Below are 25,221 nucleotides of genomic sequence, written 5' to 3'. Positions count from 1 at the left end.
TGGAGAACACATGAGCACGCCGACCGACGAACGCCCCGTCACGCTTCTGCGCGCGACCGGGTTCGCGTACTTCCCCATCGCCCTGCTCGCGCGGCTGCCGTTCGCGATGATGGTCGTCGGCGTGATGACGCTTATCGTCTCCGCTCGCGGCAACCTCGCGCTCGGCGGTCTGGTCTCCGCCATGACCGGGATCGGCACGGCCATCTTCGGCCCGCTGATCGGAGCCGCAGCGGACCGGTTCGGACAGCGCCCGGTGATGCTGCTGAGCGGAGTGGTGAGCAGTCTCGCCCTTCTGACCATGGCGTGGGTGGCGTTCAGCTCGCTCCCTGATGCCGTGGTGCTCGTGATCGCGTTCGTGATCGGCGCGACCGCGCCCCAGGTGTCGCCGATGTCGCGGAGCCGGCTCGTCGAGATGATCTCCCGGCACATCCCTGCCGAGCGACGACCTGACACGCTCAACGGCACGATGGCGTACGAGTCGGCGGCCGACGAGAGCGTCTTCGTCTTCGGGCCGTTCATCGTCGGGCTGCTCGCCACGACGCTGAACCCCGCAGCCCCGGTGATCGGCGCCGCGGTGCTGACGCTCGTCTTCGTCACGGCGTTTGCGTGGCATCCGACCGCGAAGACGGTGAGGCACGGCGGCGACGGCCAGGTGAAGCCGGCTCCGACTTCCGAGCTGTTCCGGCCGGGCATCCTCGTCGTCGCGGTCGGCGTGCTCGGCATGGGGCTGTTCTTCGGCGCCATGCTCACGGCGCTCACGGCGTTCCTCACCGACCGCAACACCCCGGAGTCCGCCGGCCTGATCTACGGCGTGATGGGAATCGGTTCCGCCGCCCTTGCGCTCAGCGTCGCGTGGTTCCCGCGGCGCTTCCGGCTCCGTGCGCGGTGGCTGATGTTCGCGGTCATCCTTCTCGTCGGCTCGGCGTTGCTGCCCCTGATGCACTCGGTGTTCACCGTGGCGATCGCGCTCTTCGTCGCAGGGATCGGAGTCGGACCGACGCTGGTCACCCAGTACAGCCTGGCTGCCGAGAGGAGCCCGGCCGGCCGCTCTGCGACCGTCATGACGATTCTCGGATCAGCCGTGATCGTCGGTCAGTCGGCCTCCTCCGCCATCGTCGGAGCCGTCGCTCAGTCGTCGGGCGCCTACGTGGCGGCGTTCGCACCGCTGGTGGCCGCGCTCGTCGTCGTCGGAGCCGGTGCTGCCAACGCGGTGCTCGAACGGCTCGCCTCGCGACGAGCGGGGGTCGCCGCGAGGCACGAGCGCACAGCGCCGCACGCCGACGTCAGTGCACGACGAGCGGAATGACCTCGACGCCGCTGTGGTCCGCGCGGGTCTCGGCGAGCTCCCTCGCCAACGACACGGCGGCTTCGCGGTCGGGCACGTCGATCACGTAGAACCCGCCGATCATCTCCTTCGTCTCCGCGAAGGGTCCGTCGACGGCGGTCTGAACGCCGGCCTCGCCCGTGCGCACCGTCGTCCACTTCGCCGAGCCCTCGAGCTGCCCGTCCGCGAGGATCGCACTGCCTGCGCGCTCCCGCAGCGTGCGGTGACCGTCGTCGATCGCGCGCCAGTCCTCTTCGGTCATCCGGTCCCAACGCTGTTCGTTGCCGACCATCACCAGCAGATACTTCGCCATGTTCGTCCTCGTCTCGTGAGCTGCGGCGCTGATGCGCCCTCACCAGCACGTCGAACGGCGGCCCCTGGTTTCGACACCCGCCTCGCGCGAGGCTCTATTCGGTCTTGCCCAGCACGTGCACCGGGATGGCGAAGGCGAGCGCGATGCAGATGATGCCGCTGAAGAATGCGAGGGCTTCCCATCCGGCAGCCTGGGAGGCGTAGCCCATGATGACCATGCCACCGAGGAACAGCACGAACGACACGATCAATGCAATGACATTCACTGCCGGAACACCTTTCCCATCAACGGGCACCGGCTCCGGCACCACGACTACCAACCTACTCGTAAGGATGTGTTGCGTGATCGAACAAAAACGAGCAAAAGGGCGGAATGGGGGTTCTATCCGCAGGCGATCCCCGCTAGTGTGACGAAGACGGCGACTTGACCGGGCAAATACACCTTCCGTCGATTCAAGGTCGAGCTCATGGCCGACCGGCGTCGTCAAGCTGGAACGGACGCTGATCGTCAGCGGGGTGAGGGGACGTCTGTGCTATCCGAGCAGGTGATCACGACCAGCACTCGTGTGCTGCATCCGCACCGTCACCTGCTCGTGAACGGGGTGATCGCCACCCTCGCGCTCACCACCCCGGTGTTCGCGGTGGCGTACTGGCTCACGATCCCCGAGGGCTCGTGGCCGTGGGTCGTGGCTCTGCACGTTCTGACCGCGGTGGTGGTGCTGCTGCTCATCCTGCGTTTCAGGCGCACGTCGGTCACGGTCTCGCCTCGCGGGGTGCGCGAGCGCGGATTCCTCGGCCAGGTCAACGAGATCTCCAACGATGAGATCGGCACCATCTGCCTCATCGAGCTCTACCGCGACAACACCCTCGACACCCAGCCGAATCTGTTCGTGCTCGACCGGGCGGGAGTGGTGCGCGTGCGGCTGCGGGGTCAGTACTGGCCGCGATCGACGATGGAAGACGTCGCCGAGGTGCTCGATCGGCCGATCGTGAATGTTTCGGACTCGATTACGCTGTCGGAGATGCGGTCCTCGCGGCCGGAGTGGCTGTACTGGTTCGAGCGCGTCTCGCTGCTCTCCTGGCTCTGAGCCGCGACACAGCCGTCGGCCGCTCAGACCCGGCCGCTCAGACCTCGGCGTCGGTGCGCAGTCCGACCACGGTGCCGTCCGTGCTCGACGGCAGCGGGGTGAATCCCAGCCGCCGGTAGAACGCACCGGCTCCGACGTTGTCGGCCGCGTACCCCAACCACACGCCAGGAACGCCTTCGGCGTTCAGCCGTGCGATCAGCGTGCGCATGAGCATGCGTCCGAGACCCTGCCCCTGAAGCTCGGGCAGCAGGTCGATGTGCAGGTGCGCCGGGTACTCCGCAAGCTCGGGGATGAGCATGCGTTCCGGATTCCGGCCGTCGCGGATGAACCGCTGGGTCGGTGTGTCCTCGCCCGTGAGCGGATACTTCGCATCGAAGGCGGGCAGCCGCTCGCGCCGCACCTCGTCGACGAACGCGGCCGTGTCCGGCACCCCGAGGATGTACCCGCGGGCCTTGCCGTCGACGTCGGCCACGAACGCGAAGTCGGGCTCGAGGTCCACATACGGCAGAGCGTAGATGTCAGGAAGCAGGTCGTCGGTGTCCAGCCATCCCGTGGCGTCCGTTCCCGACTTGCCCGTCTTCACGCAGATCTCGTAGACGTCGTCGCGATCGGTCGGGCGATAGGGGCGGATGTCTGCCAAGGCCTGTTCCTGTCTGTCGTGTGAGCTTCGTGGGGTGCGCCGAGGTGCGGCCCGGGGAACCTCCGAGGGGCTAGCGCGCGAGCGGCGGCACGGTCTTGGGCCGCACGACGAACCACAACGCGCACACCGACACCAGCGAGCAGCCGAGCATCACGATACCCATCGGCGCGGCGCTGGCCACGCCGAGCAGGCCGACGAGCGGCGACAGCAGGCCCGCGATCGAGAAGTTGGCGGCACCCTGCAGGGACGCGGCGGTTCCGGCCTGAGCCCCGTGCCCGTTGAGGGCCAGAACCTGAACACAGGGGAAGCCGAAGCCCGCAGCACAGATGAAGAACCAGAGCGGGATGATGACCCCCCAGATGCCGACGCCGGAGCTGCCGAGCACGACGATGAGCGCCGCGGCGACGGTCATCACCGCCGTAGACCCTGCCAGCACCCACTGCGGGCCGATCCGCTTCGCCAGTCGCGCCGCGGATTGAACGCCGATGATGATGCCGACCGAGTTGGCGGCGAAGAGCGCGCCGTACTGCTGAGCGCTGAACGAGTACACCGTCTGGAAGACGAACGAGCTCGACGACAGATAGGCGAAGAGACCGGAGAAGTTCATCGCGCTGACGATGACGACACCGATGTAGACCCGGTCACTGAGCACCACTTTGAAGCGCTGGAGCACACCCGATTGACCCGAGGCGATGCGCGCTTCTTTCGGCCGCGTCTCCCTGATCCAGAGCACGAGGCAGACGAGCATGACCGCGCCGTACGTGGCGATGACCCAGAAGATTCCGCGCCAGGGCATGATCAGCAGCAGCTGCGAACCCAGCACGGGCGCGATCACCGGAGCGAGGCCGTTCACCAGCGCGAGGCGCGAGAGCATCGTGACGAGCCGGTGCCCGCTGAACAGGTCGCGCACCATCGCCATGGCGACGACACCGCTGGCTGCGGCGCCGAGGCCCTGCAGCAGGCGGAACACGCTCAGCACCTCGACGTTCGGCGCCATGGCGACGCCGACAGAAGCGAGGATGTGCACCGCCGTCGCGAGGATGAGCGGCATGCGCCGCCCGACCTTGTCGCTCCACGGGCCCACGATGAGCTGCCCGAGACCGAATCCGATGGTCGTCGCGGTCAGGGTGAGCTGGATGACCGCCGTCGAGACCCCGAAGTCCGACTCGAGCTTCGGCATCGACGGAAGGTAGGTGTCCATCGTGAACGGCCCGAGCGCCGTGAGCGCGCCGAGGATCAGGATGTACGCCACGCGCCGGCTGGACGGCAGGGCGTCACCGGGGTGCACGACCGGGTTGGCCGCGGTGCGAGGCGCCCTCTCGGCTTTCGATGCACGGCGCGACTTGCGAGGCTCGACGATCTCGATGCCGCCGGTGGGCATGCCGGCCGTGACGCCGACCACGGTGATGCCGGCCGTCGAAGTATCGACGTCGTCTGACATCAGTTCATCGTTGATGGAGGGGTCCTTGAGGACAGGAAGCGGCTGGGTGGCGGTAGACATTCGTATCCGGGCGAGGTCGACGTGTGACGGAGTGCTCTAACTGCGGGACCGGCTGCGAGGTGCAAGCATCCGATCACCGTGAGGAGGGGTGGGAGACGAATCGCGTCGATCTCGAGCCCTGTGGACTCGGGCCTTGCAGACAACGGCCAACTCGAATCGATTCGAAACCCATCTTATCGGATGCCGCCTGGGTGAACGCCAGTCCCCGTGGCGAGTTTTTGCAGACTGTTTTCTCGGGTCAGCTCCGGTCAGGGGCGAGCCGACCCTGACCGGGCACCATGGCGTTCCGCTCCCCCGCTTCGGCGGCCGCGGCGAGCGCCTGCAGCGGGTCCGCTGCGCGGTCGAAGGCGGCGAGCAACCCACCGAGGAAGGCATCGCCGCTGCCCGCCGGGAAGCGGCCGAAGGTGCGTGGCGCAGGCACCGAGCCTGCGATCTCTCCGATCAGTGCTGCGGACCCCTCGACTCCATCGGTGACCACAGCGTCGAGGCGGTAACGCTCGCGCAGCGCACGACAGGCATCGGCGGCGGTCGCGAGCCCGACGCCGAGCAGCTCTGACGCTTCGCGCCGGTTGACCTTCACGAGATCCGCCACGCCCGCTGTTACTCTGAGGCCCTCGCCGGAGCCGTCCACGACGATCCGCGCACCGGCAGCGCTGAGGCGCTCCAGCAGCGAGCTGAGCTCGCCAAGCGGCACACCGCGCGGGATCGATCCGGAGAGAGCCACCCAGGGTGACACGCCGCGGGTGACGGCCTCGGTGACGGTCGTCTCTGCTGCCCGCGCGTAGGCATCCCACTCATTCCGTTCGAGCGGGGTCGCCGGTTCGTAGACGTCGGTGCTCGTCGCCGATCCGGCCGCTTCGACGATCGCGATGCAGGTGCGGGTCACGCTCCGTAGCGGAACTACGGTGGCCGAGACCCCGTCGTCGGCCAGCATGGCCGACACCCACTCCCCGGTTGCACCGCCGAGTGCGGCGACTGCGTGAACGTGCGCCCCGAGCGCCGAGGCGGCGCGTGAGACGTTCAGCGCCTTGCCCCCTGCGACTCGAGTGACGGCCGCCGGACGGGTGATGTCGCCGAGATGCAGCACGTCGACCTCGTAGGTCACGTCGAGGCTGGCGGAGAGTGCGAGCGCGATGATCACGCTGGCAGCCTACGGGCTGGCGGCTGAGGCTCCTCGTTCGTGCAGTCGTGTGACGATTCGCTCAGCGCTGCAGCACTGTCGGCTCGGCGATCAGCCTGGTGAAGGCCAGTTCGGCGGCTCCGATCGTGAGCACGTCGGCTCCCAGCTCGGCGCGCACGATGTCGACGTTCTCCGCCGACGCCTTGAGCGACTGAGCACGCACCTCTTCTTCGAGGAGCCCTGGCGCGGCGTCGAGCAGCACGCCGAGGAATCCGCCGAGCACCACGCGCTTCGGGTTGAGGATGTTCACGGCGTTACGGATGCCGACCGCGAGGTATCCGAGCTGTCGCTCGACCTCGGCACGACCCTTCCCGTCGAGATGCCGAACGGCCTCGTCGAGGATGTGCGGGTCGTGCATGCCGAGCGCCTCGAGCAGGCGGGCCTGCGAGACCTCGGTCTCGAGGCATCCGATCGCGCCGCAGTGGCACCGACCGCCCGCCGAGTTCACGAGCGTGTGCCCGAGCTCGCCCGCGTACCCCGAGCCGCCGAGCAGCGGAAGGCCGCGTGTGATCACGCCGCTGCCGATGCCGCCCGCACCGCCGTTGAGGTAGATCAGGTCGTCGATGCCGCGGCCCGCGCCGAAGAGGTGCTCGGCGTTTGCACCGAGGCTCGCGTCGTTGGCGACCAGTGCGGGAAGTCCTGTTGCGTCCTCGAGCAGTTCCGCGAAGGGCTCGTCGAGCCACTCGAGGTGCGGCGCCATGCGCACGACGCCGTCGACCTCACGGACGCTCCCAGGCACCGCAGCGCCGACCGCGACCCTGCGCAGGCCGGAGTCGATCACGGCGCGCAGCCCGTCCAGCACGGTCGAGACGATGCGCGCGGCCTCTTGCGCGCTGGGGGGAGCGTCGGTGGGGTGTTTCACCTGCCGGTGCACGGTTCCGTCGAGCCCGACGACTCCGACGGAGACGCCGTCGACCTCCGGGTTGACAGTCACCGCGACAACGGAGGGGTTGGCCCGCACGACGGGGCTCGGTCGTCCGACGCCCGTCGACTCGCGGGGCTCCGTCTCGGAGACCAGGCCCAGTGCCGAGAGCTCTCCGACGAGCGCACCGATGGTCGAACGGCTCAGCCCGGTCGCGCGGGTGAGCTCTGAACGGGAGCGGCCTTGCATGCCGTGCACCAGCCTGAGCACGGTGCCGAGGTTGTGCTGGCGCACGCCGTCGAGGTTGCTCCCGAGCAGGCCGCGGGTCGGCATGGCGTCCGGCGCCTGGAGAGCTTCAGTCACGCTGGGAAGCATAACGGCATTCACGTTCACGGCTCGAACTTATTCGCCCGGCCTGTTCATCCGACAGTCACAATGCGGCCACCAGTCGGCCACGCCGACTGCACCTGCTTTGCTCGCGAGGCGCCCACCCCACGACACCCCCGCAAGTGCGCCATGTGCGCTCTATCGCGCCAGCAGAAGTGGCGCGATAGAGCGCACATGGCGCTGTTACCCGCGTGGGGTTACTCGGGGAGGCGACGGGAGGCGGCCAGCTCGGCGTACCAGGAGGCGCTGTCCTTCGGCAGACGCTCAAGGGTGTCGTAGTCGACGCGAACGATGCCGAAGCGCTTGGAGTATCCGAAGCCCCACTCGAAGTTGTCCATCAGGGACCACACGAAGTACCCGCGCAGGTCGACGCCGTCCTGCAGCGCCCGGTGCGCCGCCGTGAGGTGGCGGCGTAGATAGTCGATGCGATCGAGATCGTGAACGGCGGCGCCGCCCTCGTCGTGGGAGACGACATCCGCGAAGGCCGCTCCGTTCTCGGTGATCATCAGGGCTTGCTCGGGGAACTCGTCGCGCAGCGAGACGAGCAGGTCGTAGAGACCGGACGGCTCGATGTTCCAGCCCATCTCGGTGTAGGGGCCGGGCTGCTCCAGGAACTCGACACGATCCGCCCCCGGCCACGGCGAGGCACCGACATCCTTGTGGCCATCGGCGTGCTGCCGCTCGCCACGACCGTCCCACAGCCGCACCCGGTTGGTCGAGTAGTAGTTGACGCCGAGAACGTCGATCTTCTGGTTGATGTCGTCCAGGTCGCCAGGGCGCACGAACGACCAGTCGGTGAGCGACTTGGTGTCTTCGATCAGGTCCGCCGGGTACTCGCCCTTCAGCAGCGGATGCGTGAACGCCCGGTTTCCGAGCGCGTCGATCTGGCGCGCAGCCTCCTGCCCGGTCTCGCCCTCTGGACGGATGACGTGCAGGTTCAGCGTGATCGAGTACTCGGCACTGTCGTTCGCCACCGTTGCCTTGAGCGCCTGCACCGCGAGCCCATGCGCGAGGTTCAGGTGGTGCACGGAGCGAAGGGCGTCTGCACCGTCGGTGCGGCCGGGCGCGTGCGCACCCGAGGCATAGCCGAGGTACGCCGAGCACCACGGCTCGTTGAGTGTCGTCCACACGGCGACGCGGTCGCCGAGCCGCTCGCCGATCGCGGCTGCGTAATCCGCGAACGTGTAGGCGGTCTCGCGATTCGGCCAGCCGCCCTCGTCTTCGAGCACCTGCGGCAGGTCCCAGTGGTAGAGCGTGGCGACCGGCGTGATGTCACGCTCGAGGAGTCCGTCGACGAGGCGCGAGTAGAAATCGACTCCCTTGTGGTTCACCTGTCCCCGGCCGTTCGGGATGATCCGCGGCCAGGCGATCGAGAACCTGTAGGCGTGCAGTCCCAGGTCCTTCATGAGGTCCAGGTCCGACTCGAGCCGGTGGTAGTGGTCGTCGGCGACGTCGCCGGTGTCGCCGTTCCATACCTTGCCGGGGGTGTGGCTGAACGTGTCCCAGATGGACGGCAAACGGCCGTCATCCTTCACCGCCCCCTCGACCTGGTACGACGCGGTGGCCGAACCGAACACGAACGAATCCGGAAATTGCAGACCGCTGTCGCGGTAGTCGTCACTGCCCTGAGTCATGTCTTCCTGCCTGATCGACGTGCGAAAGCGGCGCGGACGCCGCACTCCTGGTTGCTGGGTGAGCGAACACGCAACCGTGAGAGCGGTTGCACCACGTCACCATAGCGCGGCGGCGGCCGCGCGAAAGAGTTTCGCCCTCGCACCCACGTCGCATCTCAGCTGGTCCTGAGCACGAGGATCTCACCGGGCGCGACAGTGATCGGTCCACCGAACTCGCGGCCGGTCAGGATGTCCGTTCCTTCACCGACCGTCGCGCGCTCGCACGAATCGTGGTTGATCAGCACGAGGTAGGAGTGCGAGCCAGCGAATCGTCGGATCGCCTCGAGCCCGGCACCGGCTCCCACGGCATCCGGTTCGACGCCGGCGCCTTCGAGCACGAGTCGCAGGAACTCGCCGAGCCCCTGGTCGTCGAGTTCGGTCGACACATACCAGGCAGCGCCGGCGCCGACACCATTGCGGGTGATCGCGGGTCCCCCTGCCGCGGCGCCCGTGCGATACGAAGCGTGCGCCTCGGCGCCCCTCAATTCGATGCGCTCGGTCCATTCCGATCCGACAGCACCGTCGGTCAGCTCGACGGTGCTCGTCGGCTCGAGCGGAAGCAGCCCCTCGATCCGCACCCCGAGCAGTTCTGCGAACGCTCCGCTGTAGCCGCCGGGGATGACGTGCAGGTTGTCGTCGAACGTGCCGCTGAAGTACGCGACGACGGCATGCCCGCCATCGTGCACGAAGCGGGCCAGCGATTCGGACTGATCTCTCGCGACGAGCAGCTGGTTCGGCACGACCACGAGGTCGTAAGCAGAGAGGTCGTGGTCGAGGCGGACGAAGTCGCAGTTCACCCCGAGGTTCCAGAGCGCGCGGTGCATCCGACGTGCGGATCGCAGCAGAGAGAACGCATCGCTGGGAAGGCCGGCCGTCTCCGCCGCCCACCACGCATCGGGGTCCCACGCGATCGCCACTCGAGGCCGATTGACGGCGTTCGCCGGGGCATCGGCCAGCTCCCCGACGCGCGCGAGAGCGTCGCCGAGCCGAGTGACCTCGCGGAACGTCCTGCTGTCCTCGCCGACGTGCGGAACCATCGTCGAGTGGAAGAACTCCGCGCCGGCATACGGTGCCCGCCACTGGAAGAACAGGATGCCGAGAGCTCCGCGCGCCACGTGCTGCATGCTCGTCCGCATGAGCTGCCCCGTGTCGTTGGCCAGCACGCGACCACCTCGGATCGTCGTGCTCACCGCCTGTTCCATGAGCAGCCACGGCCTGCCGTGGCCGAACGAACGCGCGAGGTCGGCGCCGAACGCTGCGTGCGCGGCGCCCTCCGGGCCGGACGAGTCCAGGTAGTGATCGATCGCCACCACGTCGCTGTCGTCGGCGAAGTCCCACTGGTCGTAGTGGAGCCAATCGGGGAGGATGAAGTTGGTCGTCACGGGCGCGCCACTGAGTTCCCGAACGACAGCGATCTGATCGCGATAGCAGTCCCTGAGCAGGTCGGCGGTGAACCGGCGGAAGTCGAGCACCTGCGTGGGGTTCGGCAGGTATTGCGTGCGCTGGGGAGCGATGATCTCGTCCCACCTGCTGTACCCCTGCGACCAGAACGCCGTGTGCCACGCCCGGTTGAGCGCCTCGAGGGTTCGGTAGCGCCCACGAAGCCAGGTGCGGAACTCCGCGTCGACGAGCGGGCCGTAGCTCACGGTGCCGTATTCGTTGTGCAGGTGCCACGCGCGCAGGGCTGGATGCCTGCCGTAGCGTGCCGCCAGCACACGGGCGACGCGTGTCGCCGCGACGCGGTACGCGGGCGCCGCCGGGTTGTAGGTGTCCCTGCTCCCGTGCATGAGCCGCACGCCGTCTTCCGTGATCGGCAGCGCCTCGGGATGAGCTTTGCTGAACCATGGCGGCGGTGAAGCGGTCGGTGTCGCGAGGATGATGCCGATGCCGTTGTCGCTCAGCAATCGGAACACGCGATCGAGCCATCCGAACTCGTAGCGGCCCTCCTCCGGCTCGATCGACGACCATGCGAAGACGCCGACGGTCACGGTGTTCACGCCCGCCTGCTTCATCAGCCGGATGTCGTCGCGCCAGACTTCCTCCGGCCACTGCTCCGGGTTGTAGTCACCGCCGAAGAGCAGTCCCGTGCCGCGATCCGCCAGCGGCGCGGTCACTGCGCTCCTCCGACGGCCTCGTGTCTCCCGATGGTCTCGTGGCTCCACGTGGCATCTCCCGACACGTTGATGGTGGATGTCCCTCCCGTACGCACGATGCTGAACGTGGCCGACGAGCCATCCGGCGTCACCACTGTCAGGTCCCTCGTCGCCTCGGGCTCGCCCGGGTAGTCGCGCAGCACGAGAGCGTCGAGATAGTCGTAGTCCGGCCGATCGACCCGGTTGCCGATCGGCAGCACCGCGCCGGGTCGCACGTACAGGGGAAGGGTGTCGAACTCGTGCACCTCACGGCGCCAGCAACCACCGGCGACCTGCTCGCCGGTGAAGAACTCGGTCCACGTGCCCTGCGGCAGATAGAACTCGACGCTCCCGTCCTCGGTGAACACCGGAGCCACGAGGAGCTCGCGCCCGAGCATGTACTGGCGGTCGAGATAGGCGACGGCGGGGTCATCCGGGAACTCGAACTGCATTGGGCGCATCACCGGCGCGCCCGACACGGATGCCTCGACCCCGGCCGCATAGAGATAGGGCATCAGCGAGTTCTTCAGCCGCGCGAAGCGGCGGGCCACTGCGACCGCGCTCTGCTCGCTTGTGTCGATGTCGCCCGTGATCGCGTCAGCGTCGAATGCCCACGGCACCCGGTACGAGTTGCTCCCGTGGAAGCGCGAGTGGCTCGACAACAGACCGAACGCGGTCCACCGCTTGAACACCGCTGCGTCGGGCGTTCCCTCGAAGCCACCGATGTCGTGACTCCAGAACGCGAAGCCGCTGAGCGCGAGCGAGAGACCGCCGCGAAGGGTCTCAGCCATCGATTCGAACGACGACGTGCTGTCTCCGCCCCAATGCACGGGCATCTTCTGCCCGCCGGCTGTCGCACTACGGGCGAACACCACTGAGTCGTCGCCGCGCACATCGCGCAGCAGGTCGAAGACCGCCGCGTTGTAGAGCTGCGTGTAGTAGTTGTGCATGCGCTCGGGGCTCGAGCGGTCGAAGTAGTCGATGTCGAGCGGGATGCGCTCGCCGAAGTCCGTCTTGAAGGCGTCGACTCCCATGTCGAGCAGTCGACGAAGGTGGCCCTGAAACCACGCCGTCGCCGCCGGATTCGTGAAGTCGACGAGACCCATTCCGGCCTGCCACAGGTCCCACTGCCACACATCGCCGTACGGCTTCTTGACCAGATATCCCGCAGCAGCGGCTTCCGCGAAGAGCGGTGATCGTTGCGCGATGTAGGGGTTGATCCAGACGCAGACGCGCAGGTCTTTGTCGTGCAGACGCGCGAGCATGCCCTTCGGATCCGGAAAGGTACGGGCATCCCACTCGAAGTCGCACCAGTTGAACTCGCGCATCCAGAAGCAGTCGAAGTGGAAGACGGAGAGCGGCAGGTCGTGTTCGGCCATCGCGTCGATGAAGCTGGTGACGGTCGCCTCGTTGTAGTCGGTCGTGAAGCTCGTCGAGAGCCACAGCCCGTACGACCAGGCGGGCACACTGGCAGGTCGACCGGTGAGGGCGGTGTATCGCTCGAGGATCTCTGCAGGTGTCGGACCGTAGATGATGAAGTACTCGATGCTCTCGCCCGACACCGAGAACTGCACCCGCTCGACGGCTTCGGTGCCGATCTCGTACGAGACGTGGCCGGGGTCGTTGACCAGCACGCCGTATCCGCGATTCGTCAGATAGAACGGCACGTTCTTGTATGCGTGCTCGCTCGCGGTTCCGCCGTCCGCGTTCCAGATGTCGACGCTCTGCCCGTTCTTCACCAGCGGCCCGAACCGCTCACCGAGCCCATAGACGAGCTCGCCGACCCCGAGGGAGAGCTGCACGTTCAGATAGTTGTGCGGGCGGCGCGGATGCCCGGCCGCATCGACCGGCGACGTGCCGACGATCCCCCGGCTGAGGTCCGTTCCGTCGGCGATCCTCATGGAGGAGATCGACTTGTGGCCGCTCGAGGTGATGACCCGACCGTCCGCGCTGAACGAGAGATCCCACGGAGCGCCGCGTCCGATGGTGGCCGACAGCGCGCCGCTGGAGAGCGTGCCGCCGGCCTCCGTCACCGCCGCCTCGCCGTGACCTGTCTCCGCCCCGACGAGGTCGAAGCGAAGAGGGTCACGAACCCCCGTGAAATGGTCGACCCTCACCCCGATCACGTTCTCGAGCGGAGAGCTGAGGGTGACCGTCAGCACCGGCCTATTGAGGGTGTCGCCTCGGTGTGCGACGACCTTCGTCGGTGCCGTGATGGTCAGCGACCGGTCGCCGGCGATGATGTCGTATGCCTCGAGCGCGTAGAGCGGCTCGACTCCCGGTCTGGTCAGCCAGAACCCGTCAGTGAATTTCATGCGGTGCTTTCGGTAGTGCGATGGTGCGGTGGTACGTCGGTCTGGTCGCGCGAGACGGATGATCAGCCCTTGAGACCTCCCGAGATCAGGTCGAGCCGCCAGAACCGCTGAAGGAAGAGCATCAGGATGATCAACGGGATGATCGACACCGCGGCTCCCGTGATGGCGAGCGAGTACAGCGACGGCGACCCCGACCCCTTCGCGAGCAGGGTGTACAGACCGACGGTGAGCGGATAGTTGTTCTGGTCGGACAGCATCACGAAGGGCAGCAGGAAGTTGTTCCAGATGCCGACGAACTGGAGCATGAAGACCGTCACCATGCCAGGCACCATCAACGGCACGCTGATGGTGCGGAAGATCCGCCACTCGTTCGCACCGTCGATCCTCGCCGCCTCCAGAGTGTCGGACGGAATCGCGGCCGCTGCGTAGACACGGGAGAGGTAGATGCCGAACGGGCTGATGATCACAGGCAGGAGCACGGAGAGGTATCCACCGGCCATCCCGACCTGCGACAACAGCAGATACTGCGGAATCGCGAGGGTGATGCCCGGAATGAGCACGCCACCGAGGATCGAGTAGAAGATCACCGACCGGCCCTTGAACTCGTACTTCGCCAGCGCGTACCCGGCCATCGTCGACACGAACGTGGAGAGCACGGCGCCGAGACCCGCGTAGATCACCGAGTTCAGTGCCCACAATCCGAACTGCCCGCCTCCGTAGGTGAACAGGGACCGCAGGTTGTCGAAGAGCCCGTCGCCCGGCGTGAAGGTGAAGGTCGTGAACAGTTGGCTGCGGGACTTGGTGCTGGCGACGAACACCCATGCGACGGGGATGAGGCAGTAGATGGCGCCGATCAGCAGCACGACTGTGGGCAGGACCTTGCCTCGGTCGGCCTTCTTGCGGGGACCGGATCGAGTGGCGATCGTGCTCATGCGACTCCTCCCGAGTTGCGACGGTTGGCGAGAAGCAGCACGACCGCCGACACGACGACCGTTCCTAAGGCCAGCACCACGGACAGCGCTGCCGCGCTGGGCAGGTTGTCGGTGAGGAAGGCGTCGCGGTAGATCATCATGAGCGGAACCCAGCTCTGACTGATCACGTTGGTCATCGGCTTCAAGGTCGTCGGCTCGCCGTAGACCTGAAGCGTGCCGATCAACGAGAAGATCGCCGTCAGCACCAGCGCGGGCGTCGCCAACGGAATCTTGACGCGCAGGGCGATCTGGAGCTCGTTGGCACCGTCGAGCCGTGCCGCTTCGTACATCTCGCTCGGGATGCCACGCAGCGACGTGTAGATGATGATCATGTTGAACCCGACGACGCCCCAGATCGCGATGTTGGCAAGCGATCCGAAGATGCCGGGGTTCTCGAGGAACGGGATGTCGCCCCAGCCGAGCGACTGGGTGATGTACGAGAAGGGGCTCGTCCCCGGCAAGTACATGAAGCCCCACAGCAGCGCAGCGACGACGCCGGGAACCGCGTACGGCACGAAGATCGCCGTGCGCGAGAAGCGCTTGGCCCGCGACGCCGGGGCATCCAACAGCAGTGCGAACAGCAGAGCGAGGCCCAGATTGAGCGGAACCGCGATCAGGCCGTAGATGCCCAGTCGGCCGAACCCGGCGATCAGGTTAGGATCCCCGAGAACCGAGCCGTAGTTCTCGAATCCCGCGAACACCTGCTCCCTGTGGCCGAGGATGCCTCCGCCGACCAGGTGATACGTCTGGAAGCTCAGCCAGATCGCGTAGACGATCGGCACCAGCATGAACACGACGAAGAGCACGACCGCCGGTGCGACGAACAGATAGGGCGCGAGGTGCACGTGGCGACGACGGCCTCTGGTGCGCGCAGACCTTGACCGAAGTGGGACTGCGGGTGTGGTCGCCCCTGACTCGGGCGATGTCACGAGTGGCATAACGAAGTTCTCATCTCCCTCGAGCCGCTCCGAGCCGGGGCGGGGTCGCCCACCCCGGCTCAGAGGCGGCTACTGGTTCGTGACCTTGTAGCCCGACTGCTTCATGTCCTTGATGACGGCGTTCTGCGTGGCGATGAAGGCGTCGCGCCACGGAGTGCCGTTCTGGATCGCCTTGTTCAGCGCGTCGGTGAACGTGGTCTGCGCGACGTTGAAGTCGGGACCCCACGTGACCGGGATGGTGTTCGACGCGATCTTCGCTGCCACCGAGTAGTAGTCCGTCTGCTGCGGCATCAGCGCCGGGGGCTTGCTCGACTTCGCCGCTTCCTGACCGGAGATCGCCGCAGGGTAGACGTTTCCGACGTTGAGCAGCAGCGTCGCGCCCTCCTCGCTCGCGTTGTACCACTTCGCGAACTCCGCGGCCTGCTTCGGGTGCTTGGAGTCCTTCGTCACGATGACACCCGAGCCACCTTGGTACGCCACGGCCGTGTTGCCGGCGGTCCACTGGGGCAACGGAGCGAGCTCCCACTTTCCATCGGTCTCGGGCGCGACGCCCTGGATGACCCCGGGAGCCCAGAGTGCGGACGGCCACGACAGCATGGTTCCGTCGTTGACCTGCTTGTTCCACTCGGGGGTGAGAAGCGGCTCGGTCGTGATGGCGCCGTCCTTCGACATCTTCTCGAAGAAGTCCGCGACCTTCAGCGACGCCTCGTCAGCGATGCCGACAGTCCACTTTCCGTCCTTGATCGACCACCACGAGCCTCCGGCCTGGGTCGCGACCCCGCCGTAGAAGCCGAACTGGTCGGCAGGGAGCGAGGCGAGCGACACATTCGGGTCGGCCTTGTGGATCGCGACACCGGCCTTGTCGAAGTCTTCCCACGTCGTGGGAACCGGAATGTTGTACTCCTTCAGCTTGTCCCAGCGGTACGGGAACGCCATCGGCCCGACATCCTGCGGAACCGCGTAGACGTGGCCGTCGAACGTGGTCTGGTCCCAGGTGCCCTTCGTGTAGTTCTTCTTGACGTCCGTGACGTAGCGGGTGATGTCGAGCGGAACATCCGCGACGATCATCGCCGGCAGCGTCGTGTACTCGACCGCGGAGAGGTCGGGCGCGTTCCCGGCCCTACTGGCGGTGAGGAGCTTCGCGGAGGAGTCGTTCCCGCCTCCCGCGTCGGTGTACTTGACCTGGATGTCCGGGTGCGACTTGTTCCACGTGTCGACGATCTGCTTGGTGCCGGGCGCCCACGACCAGAAGGTCAGAGTGACCGGGCCGGAGTCGGAGGCGTGGCTATCGCCTCCGCCGGAGCTGCAGCCTGTGAGCGCGAGGCCGGCCACCGCCAGCGTCGCGAGCGAAGCAATGATTCGTGAGCGCAAGAGTCCATCTCCTTTGATGCGTAGCTGGGTGCATTCACCCGGACGGTGCGTCCGCCGTTGGCGGTTCCCGGATGAGTGGTCCTCAGCATGCAGGCCGCTGTCCGTTTTTGTCAACACGTGACACAAAACGGATAAGCAGGATGCCTTTTTGCCTCTTTTCGACGTACGATGAGATGGCTGCGACCACCGACGGGCCGCACAAGGATGCCCGGCTAGATCAGCGCGCGGATGGTTCCGACCGCCGCGGCCCACGCGTAGTCGGCGAACCGGAATGCCTGTACCTCGACGGCGATGGGAGCATCGGAAGGATCAAGGCGAGCGGCGATCGCCTCGTCGACCGCGGCGCGCGCGAAGTCGAAGATGCCGAGGCCCTCACCCGTCACGATCACCTTCTGCGGATCGATCAGGTTGACGATCTGCGCGATGACGACGCCGAGCGCCGTTCCCGCTGCACGGAAGGCCGCGACCGCCTCTTCGTCACCGGCGTGCGCCCGTCGCACCACCTCGTCGTACCCGCCAGACTCGACCTTGGCGTTACGCACGATCGCCGGCATGGTCACGAACGACGATGCGCATCCGACATGGCCGCGATCGCAACGCGGACCGGTGTCGACGACCGGGATGTGGCTGACCTTGCCGGGATGCCCGTTCGCACCCGTCACGAGCTCGTCGCCCACGACGATGCCCGCTCCGATTCCGGCTCCCAGCCCGATCAGAGCGAGAGAGGAGCAGCCGACGCCCGCGCCGAACCAGTGATGCGCGGCAGTCAGTGCTTGGACATCGTTTGCGACCGAGGTCGGCAGTCCCGTTGCGGAGGAGACGAGGCTCGCGAGGGGCACGGATTCCCACCCGAGAAACCACGAGCCTTCGACGACCGCCGCGCCATCGACCTCATGCACGTCGCCGGCGAGGCACACCCCGACGGCGGTCAGCCGTGAGAATCGGGCCCGCAGACCGTTCACGGTCGAGGCGATCAGATCGACAACAGCGTCGACATCCCGCGACTGCAACGGATGTTCCTCGGTGTGGATGGTCGTCGCGCGCAGATCGACCACGGCGGCGTAGAGAGCGTCGCCGGTGAGCTTGATGCCGGCGAAGTGCGCGGCGTCCGGTAGCAGCTCGAGCATCTCCGGAGGCCTGCCCCTGCCGCTGGGCATGAGGATCTCGCCTTCGCGCACGAATCCGAGTTCCACCAGATCTCTGGTGAGCCGGGTCAGGCTCGTTCGCGACAGGCCGACACGACGTGCAAGTTCGGCGCGTGACCGAGACCCGTGGAAGAGCACCTCGAGCAGCACAGCACGCTGCCCTTCGTGGAGCGCAGGCCAGGACCACGCATCATCTGCGGCGCTGGCGGTCACAGAGCCAGAGTCTAACCGCGCTCCGGAATGCGCCTGCCTCCGACTCGTGCCGGAGGCAGGCGCGCGACGACTTACCAGGTGGCGGGCGTCGAGTCGAGCGGCACAGGCGCGGGACGCTCGACGGTGCTGGCGATCTCGATGACGGCGTGGTCTGCGGCCGCTCGAAGGATGCTGTCCATCACCTCGAGCACGTGGAACGCCAGCTCACCGCTCGCCCGGTGCGGCCTGTCGGTCTCGATCGCACGAGCCATGTCGGCGAGACCGAAGCCGCGACCGGAGTCCGCCCAGCCCGCAGAGGTCGGCACGGTCTCCCACTCGCGGGTGGCTGCGGGCGCGATCTCGACGTCGCCGTCGAACCGGTTGGGGTCGGGTACCGCCAGCGTTCCCTGGGTACCGAAGACCTCGAACAGCGGCGCGCGCGACTTCCACACGTCGAAGCTCACCGTGAGGGTGGTGGTCAGCCCGTTCTCGTGCTCGAGCAGCGCGCTGACGTGAGTCGCGACATCCACAGGGATCGGCTGACCGGCAAGCGGTCCGGTGGCGACGGTGCGCTCGCGGTTCGACGTCGTCGCGACTCCTGAGACGCGCGCGATCGGGCCGAACAGCGTGACGATGCTGCTCAGGTAATAGGGAGCCATGTCGAACAGCGGTCCGCCGCCCGGCTGGTAGTAGAAGGCGGGCGCCGGATGCCACAGCTCGTGGCCGGGGGCGCTCCAGTGGATGGCCGCCGCGATCGGTTCGCCGATCGTGCCGGCGTCGAGCACCTGACGAGCGGTCTGGATGCCCGTGCCGAGCACCGTGTCCGGCGCGCTTCCGACGCGCAGACCCCGCTCCACAGCGAGCGCCAGCATCGGCTCGGCCTCTGCCGGGTTCAGCGCGAGCGGCTTCTCGCCGTAGACGTGCTTGCCCGCCTCGAGTGCGCGGATGCCGATGGCGGCGTGTACGGCGGGGATGGTCAGGTTGAGCACCGCGTCGATGCCGTCATCGGCGAGCAGCTCGTCGACAGTGAGCGCACGCACTCCCTGTTCGGCCGCGACTTCTCGGGCACGTTCTTCGTTCACGTCGGCGACCGCGACGAGCTGGAGGTTCGGAAGAGACGGGATGTGCGCGAAGTACTGCGCGCTGATGTTGCCGACGCCGATCACGCCGATGCGGAGCGCGCTCATTCCGCGGCCTCCGCAACGTCGGCGGCCGACGGCGCGGGCTGACCGGAGCCACGGGCCGCCCAGAGCAGTCCGCGCTCGATGATCGTGCGCACGTTGGGGTCGTCGACGACCTCGAGCTTGTGACCGGGAGCGGAGACGAAGATGCGTCCTTCACCCCACAGGCGGGTCCAGATCGCCGGCGCGGTGACGGGCCGGTGCCAGGCATCCCACGGGCGCACGCTCTGGGTTGTGGTGGCGAGCACGTCGTTCAGCTCGTCGCTCAGCACCCAGTACTGCTCGGTGACCAGGTCGAAGTCCTCGATGCCCTGCGTGATCGGGTGCACCTTGCCGAGTTCCGTGATGTGCACGGTATAGGGGATGTAGTTGTCGGACTGCTCCCCCGCCAGCTGGTCCTTCGGCGCCTTGTTCGCGTGGTGCGCGAACTGGCCGCCGATCATGTGCAGGTAGTCGGCCTCGTTGCGGTAGGAGTCCGCGATGCCGCCGTGCCAGCCCGCCATGCCCATGCCGCCCCGCACAGCACGGTCAAGGCCCGCCATCTGGTCCTTTTCGATGGTGTTCATGGTGTTGACCTGCACCAGCAGGTCGACGGTGTCCATGTAGTCGGCGTCGGTGTAGATGGCCGGCGACTCCTCGACCCGCACCTCGAAACCGTTCTCGGTGAGGAAAGGGATGAACGAGTCGGTGGTCTGAACGGGCTCGTGCCCGTCCCAGCCGCCGCGCACGATGAGGGCGCGGCGTGTGGCGTCAGTCATGTCTGTCTTTCGATTGGTGCGTATTTAACTGTTCTTGGTACTGACCACCGCGAAGGCGGTCAGCGGCTCTGAGAGAACGCGGCGTCGAAGGCCGCGGCCGGCGGGGTGATCGTGGCGAGCTTTCGCACGAAGGCGAGCGCCTCAGGTCCGCCGACCAGGCGGTCCATTCCGGCGTCTTCCCACTCCACGCTCGTCGGGCCCTCGTAGCCGATCCAGTTGAGCGTGCGGAAGATGGGCTCCCACGGAACCTCGCCATGCCCGGTGGAGACGAAGTCCCAGCCGCGGCGCGGGTCGCCCCACGGCAGGTGCGACGCGAGGCGGCCGTTGCGGCCGTTGAGCTGTGTCACCGACTCCTTGCAGTGCACGTGGTAGATCTTGTCGGCGAAGTCCTGCAAGAAGGTGACCGGGTCGATCTGCTGCCACACGAAATGCGAGGGGTCGAAGTTGAACCCGAAGGCGTCCCGGTTGCCGATCGCCTCGAGCGTTCGCTTCGACGACCAGTAGTCGAAAGCCACCTCGCTCGGGTGCGCCTCAAGGGCGAACCGCACACCCACCTCGTCGAACACGTCGAGGATCGGGTTCCAGCGGTCGGCGAAGTCCTGATAGCCGTCGTCGATCATCGAGTCGGGCACCGGCGGGAAGCCCGCGATGGTCTTCCAGATCTTCGATCCGGTGAAGCCGGTGACGGTCTTGACGCCCAGGGCGGCTGCGGCGCGCGCCGTCTGCTTGAGCTCCTCCGCCGCGCGCTGGCGCACGCCCTCGGGGTCGCCGTCGCCCCACACGTGAGGAGGAACGATGTCCTGGTGCCGCTGGTCGATGGGGTCGTCGCAGACCGCCTGCCCGACGAGGTGGTTCGAGATGGTGAAGACCTGCAGGCCGTTGCGCTCGAGGATCTCCAGCCGGTTCGCCACGTACGCGGGGTCGGAGGCGGCACGGTTCACATCGAGGTGGTCGCCCCAGCTGGCGATCTCGAGGCCGTCGTAGCCCCACTCGCCCGCGAGTCGCGCGACCTCTTCGAATGGCAGATCGGCCCACTGGCCGGTGAACAGGGTGATCGGACGGGTCATCGTTCTTCCTCCTTCTGACTTCTACGCGATCTCGTGCCAGGCCGAACGGTCGCCGGCCGACGTCTCGACGGTGGCCAGCACTCGTTGCACCTGGAGCGCGTCGTCGAACGACGGGTGCGGCTGATCTCCAGCGGCGATCGCGTTCACGAGATCGACGACCTGATGCGTGAAGCCGTGCTCGTAGCCGAGACCGTGACCGGCCGGCCACCAGTTGGCGACATAGGGATGCACTGGCTCGGTCACGATGATGCGCCGGAAACCCTGTGCCTCGGCGTCATCCGTTCCGTCGAAGTAGTTGAGGATGTTCGACTCCTCGAAGTCGAACGCGATCGAGCCCTTCGAGCCGTTGATCTCGAGCCGGATGGCGTTCTTGCGGCCCAGGGCGAAGCGGGTCGCCTCGAAGACGCCGATGGCGCCGTTGTCGAAGCGAGCGGTGAACGCCGCAGCGTCATCCACGGTGACGGGGCCCTTTGCGCCGTCGGCCGATCCCTTGCCGCCGAGGCCGACGAGGTCGCCGCCGACCGGCCTCTCGGTGACGAACGTGTTCATGATCGCGGAGAGCCCGACGATGTCCGACCCGGTCACCCACTGCGCCATATCGATCACGTGCGCTCCGATGTCGCCGAGAGCGCCGCTGCCTGCCTTGGACTTGTCCATGCGCCAGGTGAGCGGGGCGTCCGCGTTGCTCAGCCAGTCCTGCAGGTACTGGGCACGAACGTGACGGATCTCGCCGAGACGACCCTCGTCGACGAAGCGCTTGGCGAGCGTGATGGCCGGCGTGCGACGGTAGGTGAACCCGCACATCGCGAAGACACCGTTCGCAGCCGCCGCTCGGGCGGCATCCGCCATCTCGACGGCCTCGTCGACCGAGTTGGCCAGCGGCTTCTCGCACAGCACGTGCTTTCCGGCCTGCAGAGCGGCGACGGCGATCTCGCGGTGCGTGTCGCCGGGGGTGCAGATGTCGATCAGGTCGATGTCGTCGCGCTCGATCAGCCGACGCCAGTCCGTCTCGACACTCAGCCAGCCCTGCCGCTCCGCCGCGGCGGTGACCCCTGCGAGGTTGCGCCCGGCGACAGCTGTCAACTCGGGCGTGATCGGCAGATCGAAGAATCGGTGTGCGGTCCGCCACGCGTGTGAGTGCACTGCGCCCATGAACGCATAACCCACCATGCCGACCCGCAGCTGCGGCGTCGTTTCGGCCATCGCGACCTCCTTGTTGCGCAAATTGAAGAGACCGCAGGCGCGGCTTCTTCGATCCTCGCACCAAAGGCCACGGCAATCAAGGCGATCACGCCGCTCGTAAGTTGCGCAACTTGTCAGTATGATGCCGTCATGAGCGATCCGGCAGGAATCGCACCCTCAGATGTGCGCGGCAGCAGCGCCGAGCGAGGCGGCCGCGTCACGATGGCTCAGCTCGCACGCCTCGCGGGAACGACCGTGCCGACGGTGTCGAAGGTGCTCAACGGCCGTTCAGACGTGTCTGCCGCGACGCGCGAGCGCGTCATGAGTCTCGTGGAACAGACCGGGTATCACCGACGTCCCCGCGCCGGCCGCCCGAGGGAACGCGAGACAGGCGGGCTCGTCGACCTCGTCATCAGCACGGTGCGCGGCTCGTGGGCCAACCTCGTCATGAGCGGCGCCGAGAGTGCAGCGGCGGCGGCCGGACTCGATCTCGTCGTCACGGTCTCGCGCCCTGGGCAGGATGCCGGGTCGGACTGGGTCGCGCGTCTGCTCGCCCGCCGTTCGAGGGGTGCGACCCTCGCACTCCTGACCCCGACGAGCGCCCAGCTGCAGACGCTCGACGCGGCAGGCATCCCACTCGTGCTTCTCGACCCGTCTGCGGACTCCGCCGCGGGGGTTCCGAGCATCGGCACGACCGACTGGGCGGGCGGCTACGCGGCGGCGACGCACCTCGCGGCACTCGGCCATCGACGGATCGGCCTGATCGCGGGCGAGGGCGACTACCGCTACGGCCGGGCGCGGGTGGATGGCTTCAGGGCCGGCCTCGAGCAGTCCGGCATCGAACTGCCGGAGAGCCGGGTGGCGCACTCGGCGTGGAGTCGCGACGGCGCGGCATCCATCGCGGAACGGATGCTCGCGACGAGCACACCTCCGACGGCGCTCTTCACGTGCTCAGACGAGATGGCCCTCGGCGTCTACCGGGCGGCCCGTTCGCTGGGGGTCTCGATACCGGGCGATCTCAGTGTGATCGGGTTCGACGACCTGCCTGAGTCGTCCTGGATCACACCCGCCATGACCACCGTCCGACAGCCGATCGAGGAGATGGCGGCGGCCGCGATGCGCATGCTTCTGCGGGTGAGAGCCGGCACTCCCGCGGGGTCCGCCCGCGAGGAGCTATCTACCGAGCTGGTCGTGAGGGGCTCAACGGCAACGGCTCGGTAACGGGTTTGGTTACGCGAGTTTTTGTCGTATAGCGTGTGCGTGAGAGCGCTCCCACACTTTCATCACATCTTGATCTCAGTTCGTGGTGACACGCGTGGACAGGGCCTCGAAAATGTTGACACGCCCAACAAAAGACTGAAAGATAACAGCACGGCCGTGGAAGGCGTGGCCACGATCGAAGCACCAACACCTGACATTCGACGAAGAATCTCCGGTCGGCACACCCGTGCGGACCGGGCGAAAGGATCTGATAATGGCATCGGAATCCACAGGCGCAGCCTTCACCCGACGAGGCTTTCTCGGCCTCGCGGGCGGTGTAGCTGCGACGACTCTCTTGGCGGCCTGCTCCGGCGGCTCCGGCGGAGGCGGCGGCAGCAGCTCACCGCTGAAGTTCTGGAACATGCCGTGGGGCGGCACAGCCTTCAACCCGCTCGACAAGCAGATCACGCTGGCCTACAAGCCCGCGAGCGGCCTGCCCAAGGCGACGTACCAGGAGATCCAGTGGGCGAACTTCACCCAGACGTTCTCCTCCGCGGTCGCCTCCAACACGGGACCCGCAGTCAGCTCGGGCGGTGGAACGCAGGCGTTCCAGTTCGCGCACCAGGACAAGATCGCGTACGCGGATGACCTGCTCAACTCTTGGAAGAGCGGCAGCCTGTACGACGACTTCCTTCCTGGCCTGCTCGACGCCATGAAGACGGACCAGGGTTACGCGGCCGTGCCGTACAACCTCGACGTCCGCTGCTCCTGGTACAACAAGGCCCTGATGCAGCAGGCCGGCGTTGAGTCGCCGACCACGTGGGACGAGTACAAGAACGTCTGCGCCGCTCTCAAGAAGATCGGTGTCTACGGCTTCGGACTCGGCGCGGGTGCCGGTAACTTCACCGGCAGCCACATCCTCACTGCGTTCATGATCAACAACGGCGGAGGCCTGTTCAACGCGAACAAGGAGCCGGAGTGCGTCACGGACAAGAACGTCGAGGCGATGGAGTACGTGCTCGAGCTCGTCAAGAACGGGTACTCCGACCCGGCGGCGGCAACCTACACGAGTGCGAACGTTCAGTCGCAGTGGAAGGCGAAGAAGTTCGGCTTCGGCTGGGACGGCGCGGGCCTGGTGGCCAGCGTCGGTGACGTCGCCTCCGACATGGTGGTCGGCGACCCGCTCACGGGCCCGCACGGCACGAAGGGTGGTCTGTACTTCCCGAACAACATCATGATGTACAAGAACACCCCGACCCAGAAGGGCTCTGAGGCGTTCCTCACCTATTACTACAAGAACATGGCTCCGCTGTGGACCAAGCAGACCGGCATCGGCCTGCCGCCGCTCAAGTCCATCGCGGACACCTCGCAGCTCAAGGCTGACCCGGTGACGGTGAAGATCATCGCCGACTGGATCCCGGTCTACGGCACGTGGGCTGCCCCCGGTGGAAAGGGCCTGTTCTACAACATTGCGAACACCGTTGACGGCACTCAGCCGATGACGACCTTCTCGCAGTCGATCCTTGGTGGTAAGACGGATGCAAAGACTGCGTTGACGCAGTTGCAGAACCAGATCGAGCCGTTGATGAAGTAAGGCTGGTGGGCGGGTGGGTCCGGTTCATGTGGTGTCGGGCTCACCCGCCTTTCTGGTTTTCGCAGTGTTGTTCTTTTAGCTGTCGAGGGAGTTGTGGAATGTCCACGGAGTCCGTGTCTGGTTTGAAGCGGGCGCGTCAGGGTGTGGGTGTCGCGGGGTCGGGTCGTTCGCCTGGTAGGGGCAAGCGTCGTCGTGCGATGTCGTATAC

Annotated in this window: 21 protein-coding genes; 4 read left to right on the top strand and 17 right to left on the bottom strand. The window is 66.9% G+C overall.

The window, feature by feature from the left end:
• The first annotated feature begins 10 nt into the window (after window positions 1-10).
• Window positions 11-1,306: an MFS transporter gene (locus tag ACYVDN_RS17980; protein ID WP_460573939.1), complete on the top strand. Its 1,296-nt coding sequence runs from the start codon at window positions 11-13 to the stop codon at window positions 1,304-1,306.
• Here ACYVDN_RS17980 and ACYVDN_RS17975 read toward each other — a convergent pair.
• On the bottom strand, window positions 1,284-1,637 hold the full coding sequence (locus tag ACYVDN_RS17975) for a YciI family protein (protein ID WP_460573937.1): 354 nt from the start codon (window positions 1,635-1,637) through the stop codon (window positions 1,284-1,286). The two genes, ACYVDN_RS17980 and ACYVDN_RS17975, sit on opposite strands and share 23 nt — an antisense overlap.
• 94 nt (window positions 1,638-1,731) lie before the next feature.
• Window positions 1,732-1,902, bottom strand: coding sequence for a hypothetical protein (locus ACYVDN_RS17970; protein ID WP_460573935.1), 171 nt, complete (start codon window positions 1,900-1,902; stop codon window positions 1,732-1,734).
• A gap of 264 nt (window positions 1,903-2,166) precedes the next feature.
• Here ACYVDN_RS17970 and ACYVDN_RS17965 point away from each other — a divergent pair, with 264 nt between their 5' ends.
• On the top strand, window positions 2,167-2,724 hold the full coding sequence (locus ACYVDN_RS17965; RefSeq protein WP_460573933.1) for a hypothetical protein: 558 nt from the start codon (window positions 2,167-2,169) through the stop codon (window positions 2,722-2,724).
• A gap of 37 nt (window positions 2,725-2,761) precedes the next feature.
• Here the strand turns inward: ACYVDN_RS17965 and ACYVDN_RS17960 are convergent, their stop codons facing one another.
• The 15 genes from ACYVDN_RS17960 to ACYVDN_RS17890 all read right to left on the bottom strand — a co-directional run bounded on the left by ACYVDN_RS17960 (window position 2,762) and on the right by ACYVDN_RS17890 (window position 22,240).
• Complete coding sequence (locus ACYVDN_RS17960; protein ID WP_460573931.1) at window positions 2,762-3,364, bottom strand: GNAT family N-acetyltransferase; 603 nt, start codon at window positions 3,362-3,364, stop codon at window positions 2,762-2,764.
• 70 nt (window positions 3,365-3,434) lie between these two features.
• Window positions 3,435-4,805, bottom strand: a complete 1,371-nt coding sequence (locus ACYVDN_RS17955; protein ID WP_460573929.1) for a multidrug effflux MFS transporter — start codon at window positions 4,803-4,805, stop codon at window positions 3,435-3,437.
• Between the two features lie 298 nt (window positions 4,806-5,103).
• On the bottom strand, window positions 5,104-6,006 hold the full coding sequence (locus tag ACYVDN_RS17950; protein WP_460573927.1) for a 1-phosphofructokinase family hexose kinase: 903 nt from the start codon (window positions 6,004-6,006) through the stop codon (window positions 5,104-5,106).
• Window positions 6,007-6,067: 61 nt separating this feature from the next.
• Window positions 6,068-7,270: an ROK family transcriptional regulator gene (locus ACYVDN_RS17945; RefSeq protein WP_460573925.1), complete on the bottom strand. Its 1,203-nt coding sequence runs from the start codon at window positions 7,268-7,270 to the stop codon at window positions 6,068-6,070.
• Window positions 7,271-7,491: 221 nt separating this feature from the next.
• Window positions 7,492-8,928 (bottom strand): glycoside hydrolase family 1 protein, encoded by a 1,437-nt coding sequence (locus ACYVDN_RS17940; RefSeq protein ID WP_460573923.1) that lies wholly within the window; start codon window positions 8,926-8,928, stop codon window positions 7,492-7,494.
• Window positions 8,929-9,083: 155 nt separating this feature from the next.
• Entirely contained in the window at window positions 9,084-11,081 is a 1,998-nt protein-coding gene (locus tag ACYVDN_RS17935; RefSeq protein WP_460573922.1) for a beta-galactosidase, read from the bottom strand.
• On the bottom strand, window positions 11,078-13,414 hold the full coding sequence (gene yicI, locus ACYVDN_RS17930) for an alpha-xylosidase (protein ID WP_460573921.1): 2,337 nt from the start codon (window positions 13,412-13,414) through the stop codon (window positions 11,078-11,080). Before yicI ends, ACYVDN_RS17935 begins: the two co-directional genes overlap by 4 nt.
• A 62-nt stretch (window positions 13,415-13,476) precedes the next feature.
• Window positions 13,477-14,346, bottom strand: a complete 870-nt coding sequence (locus ACYVDN_RS17925; protein WP_460573919.1) for a carbohydrate ABC transporter permease — start codon at window positions 14,344-14,346, stop codon at window positions 13,477-13,479.
• Complete coding sequence (locus tag ACYVDN_RS17920) at window positions 14,343-15,230, bottom strand: carbohydrate ABC transporter permease (protein ID WP_460573917.1); 888 nt, start codon at window positions 15,228-15,230, stop codon at window positions 14,343-14,345. The genes ACYVDN_RS17925 and ACYVDN_RS17920 overlap by 4 nt, the downstream gene beginning before the upstream one ends.
• Before the next feature lie 162 nt (window positions 15,231-15,392).
• On the bottom strand, window positions 15,393-16,694 hold the full coding sequence (locus ACYVDN_RS17915; protein WP_460573915.1) for an ABC transporter substrate-binding protein: 1,302 nt from the start codon (window positions 16,692-16,694) through the stop codon (window positions 15,393-15,395).
• A gap of 212 nt (window positions 16,695-16,906) precedes the next feature.
• Window positions 16,907-18,052 carry an ROK family transcriptional regulator gene (locus tag ACYVDN_RS17910; protein ID WP_460573913.1) on the bottom strand — a complete coding sequence of 382 codons (1,146 nt, stop codon included), beginning with the start codon at window positions 18,050-18,052 and terminating at the stop codon, window positions 16,907-16,909.
• Window positions 18,053-18,123: 71 nt separating this feature from the next.
• On the bottom strand, window positions 18,124-19,218 hold the full coding sequence (locus tag ACYVDN_RS17905) for a Gfo/Idh/MocA family protein (RefSeq protein ID WP_460573911.1): 1,095 nt from the start codon (window positions 19,216-19,218) through the stop codon (window positions 18,124-18,126).
• Complete coding sequence (locus ACYVDN_RS17900; protein WP_460573909.1) at window positions 19,215-19,970, bottom strand: ThuA domain-containing protein; 756 nt, start codon at window positions 19,968-19,970, stop codon at window positions 19,215-19,217. The genes ACYVDN_RS17905 and ACYVDN_RS17900 overlap by 4 nt, the downstream gene beginning before the upstream one ends.
• A gap of 59 nt (window positions 19,971-20,029) precedes the next feature.
• Window positions 20,030-21,037, bottom strand: a complete 1,008-nt coding sequence (locus ACYVDN_RS17895; RefSeq protein ID WP_460573907.1) for a sugar phosphate isomerase/epimerase family protein — start codon at window positions 21,035-21,037, stop codon at window positions 20,030-20,032.
• Between the two features lie 21 nt (window positions 21,038-21,058).
• On the bottom strand, window positions 21,059-22,240 hold the full coding sequence (locus tag ACYVDN_RS17890; protein ID WP_460573905.1) for a Gfo/Idh/MocA family protein: 1,182 nt from the start codon (window positions 22,238-22,240) through the stop codon (window positions 21,059-21,061).
• Between the two features lie 129 nt (window positions 22,241-22,369).
• Here ACYVDN_RS17890 and ACYVDN_RS17885 point away from each other — a divergent pair, with 129 nt between their 5' ends.
• Both ACYVDN_RS17885 and ACYVDN_RS17880 read left to right on the top strand, forming a co-directional pair.
• A complete protein-coding gene (locus ACYVDN_RS17885; RefSeq protein ID WP_460573903.1) occupies window positions 22,370-23,440 on the top strand; it encodes a LacI family DNA-binding transcriptional regulator in 1,071 nt (356 codons plus the stop codon).
• Between the two features lie 253 nt (window positions 23,441-23,693).
• A complete protein-coding gene (locus tag ACYVDN_RS17880) occupies window positions 23,694-25,013 on the top strand; it encodes an ABC transporter substrate-binding protein (protein WP_460573901.1) in 1,320 nt (439 codons plus the stop codon).
• Window positions 25,014-25,221 lie beyond the last annotated feature (208 nt).

Source organism: Humibacter soli, assembly GCF_054779035.1.
This window is presented reverse-complemented; position numbering and strand designations above follow the sequence as displayed.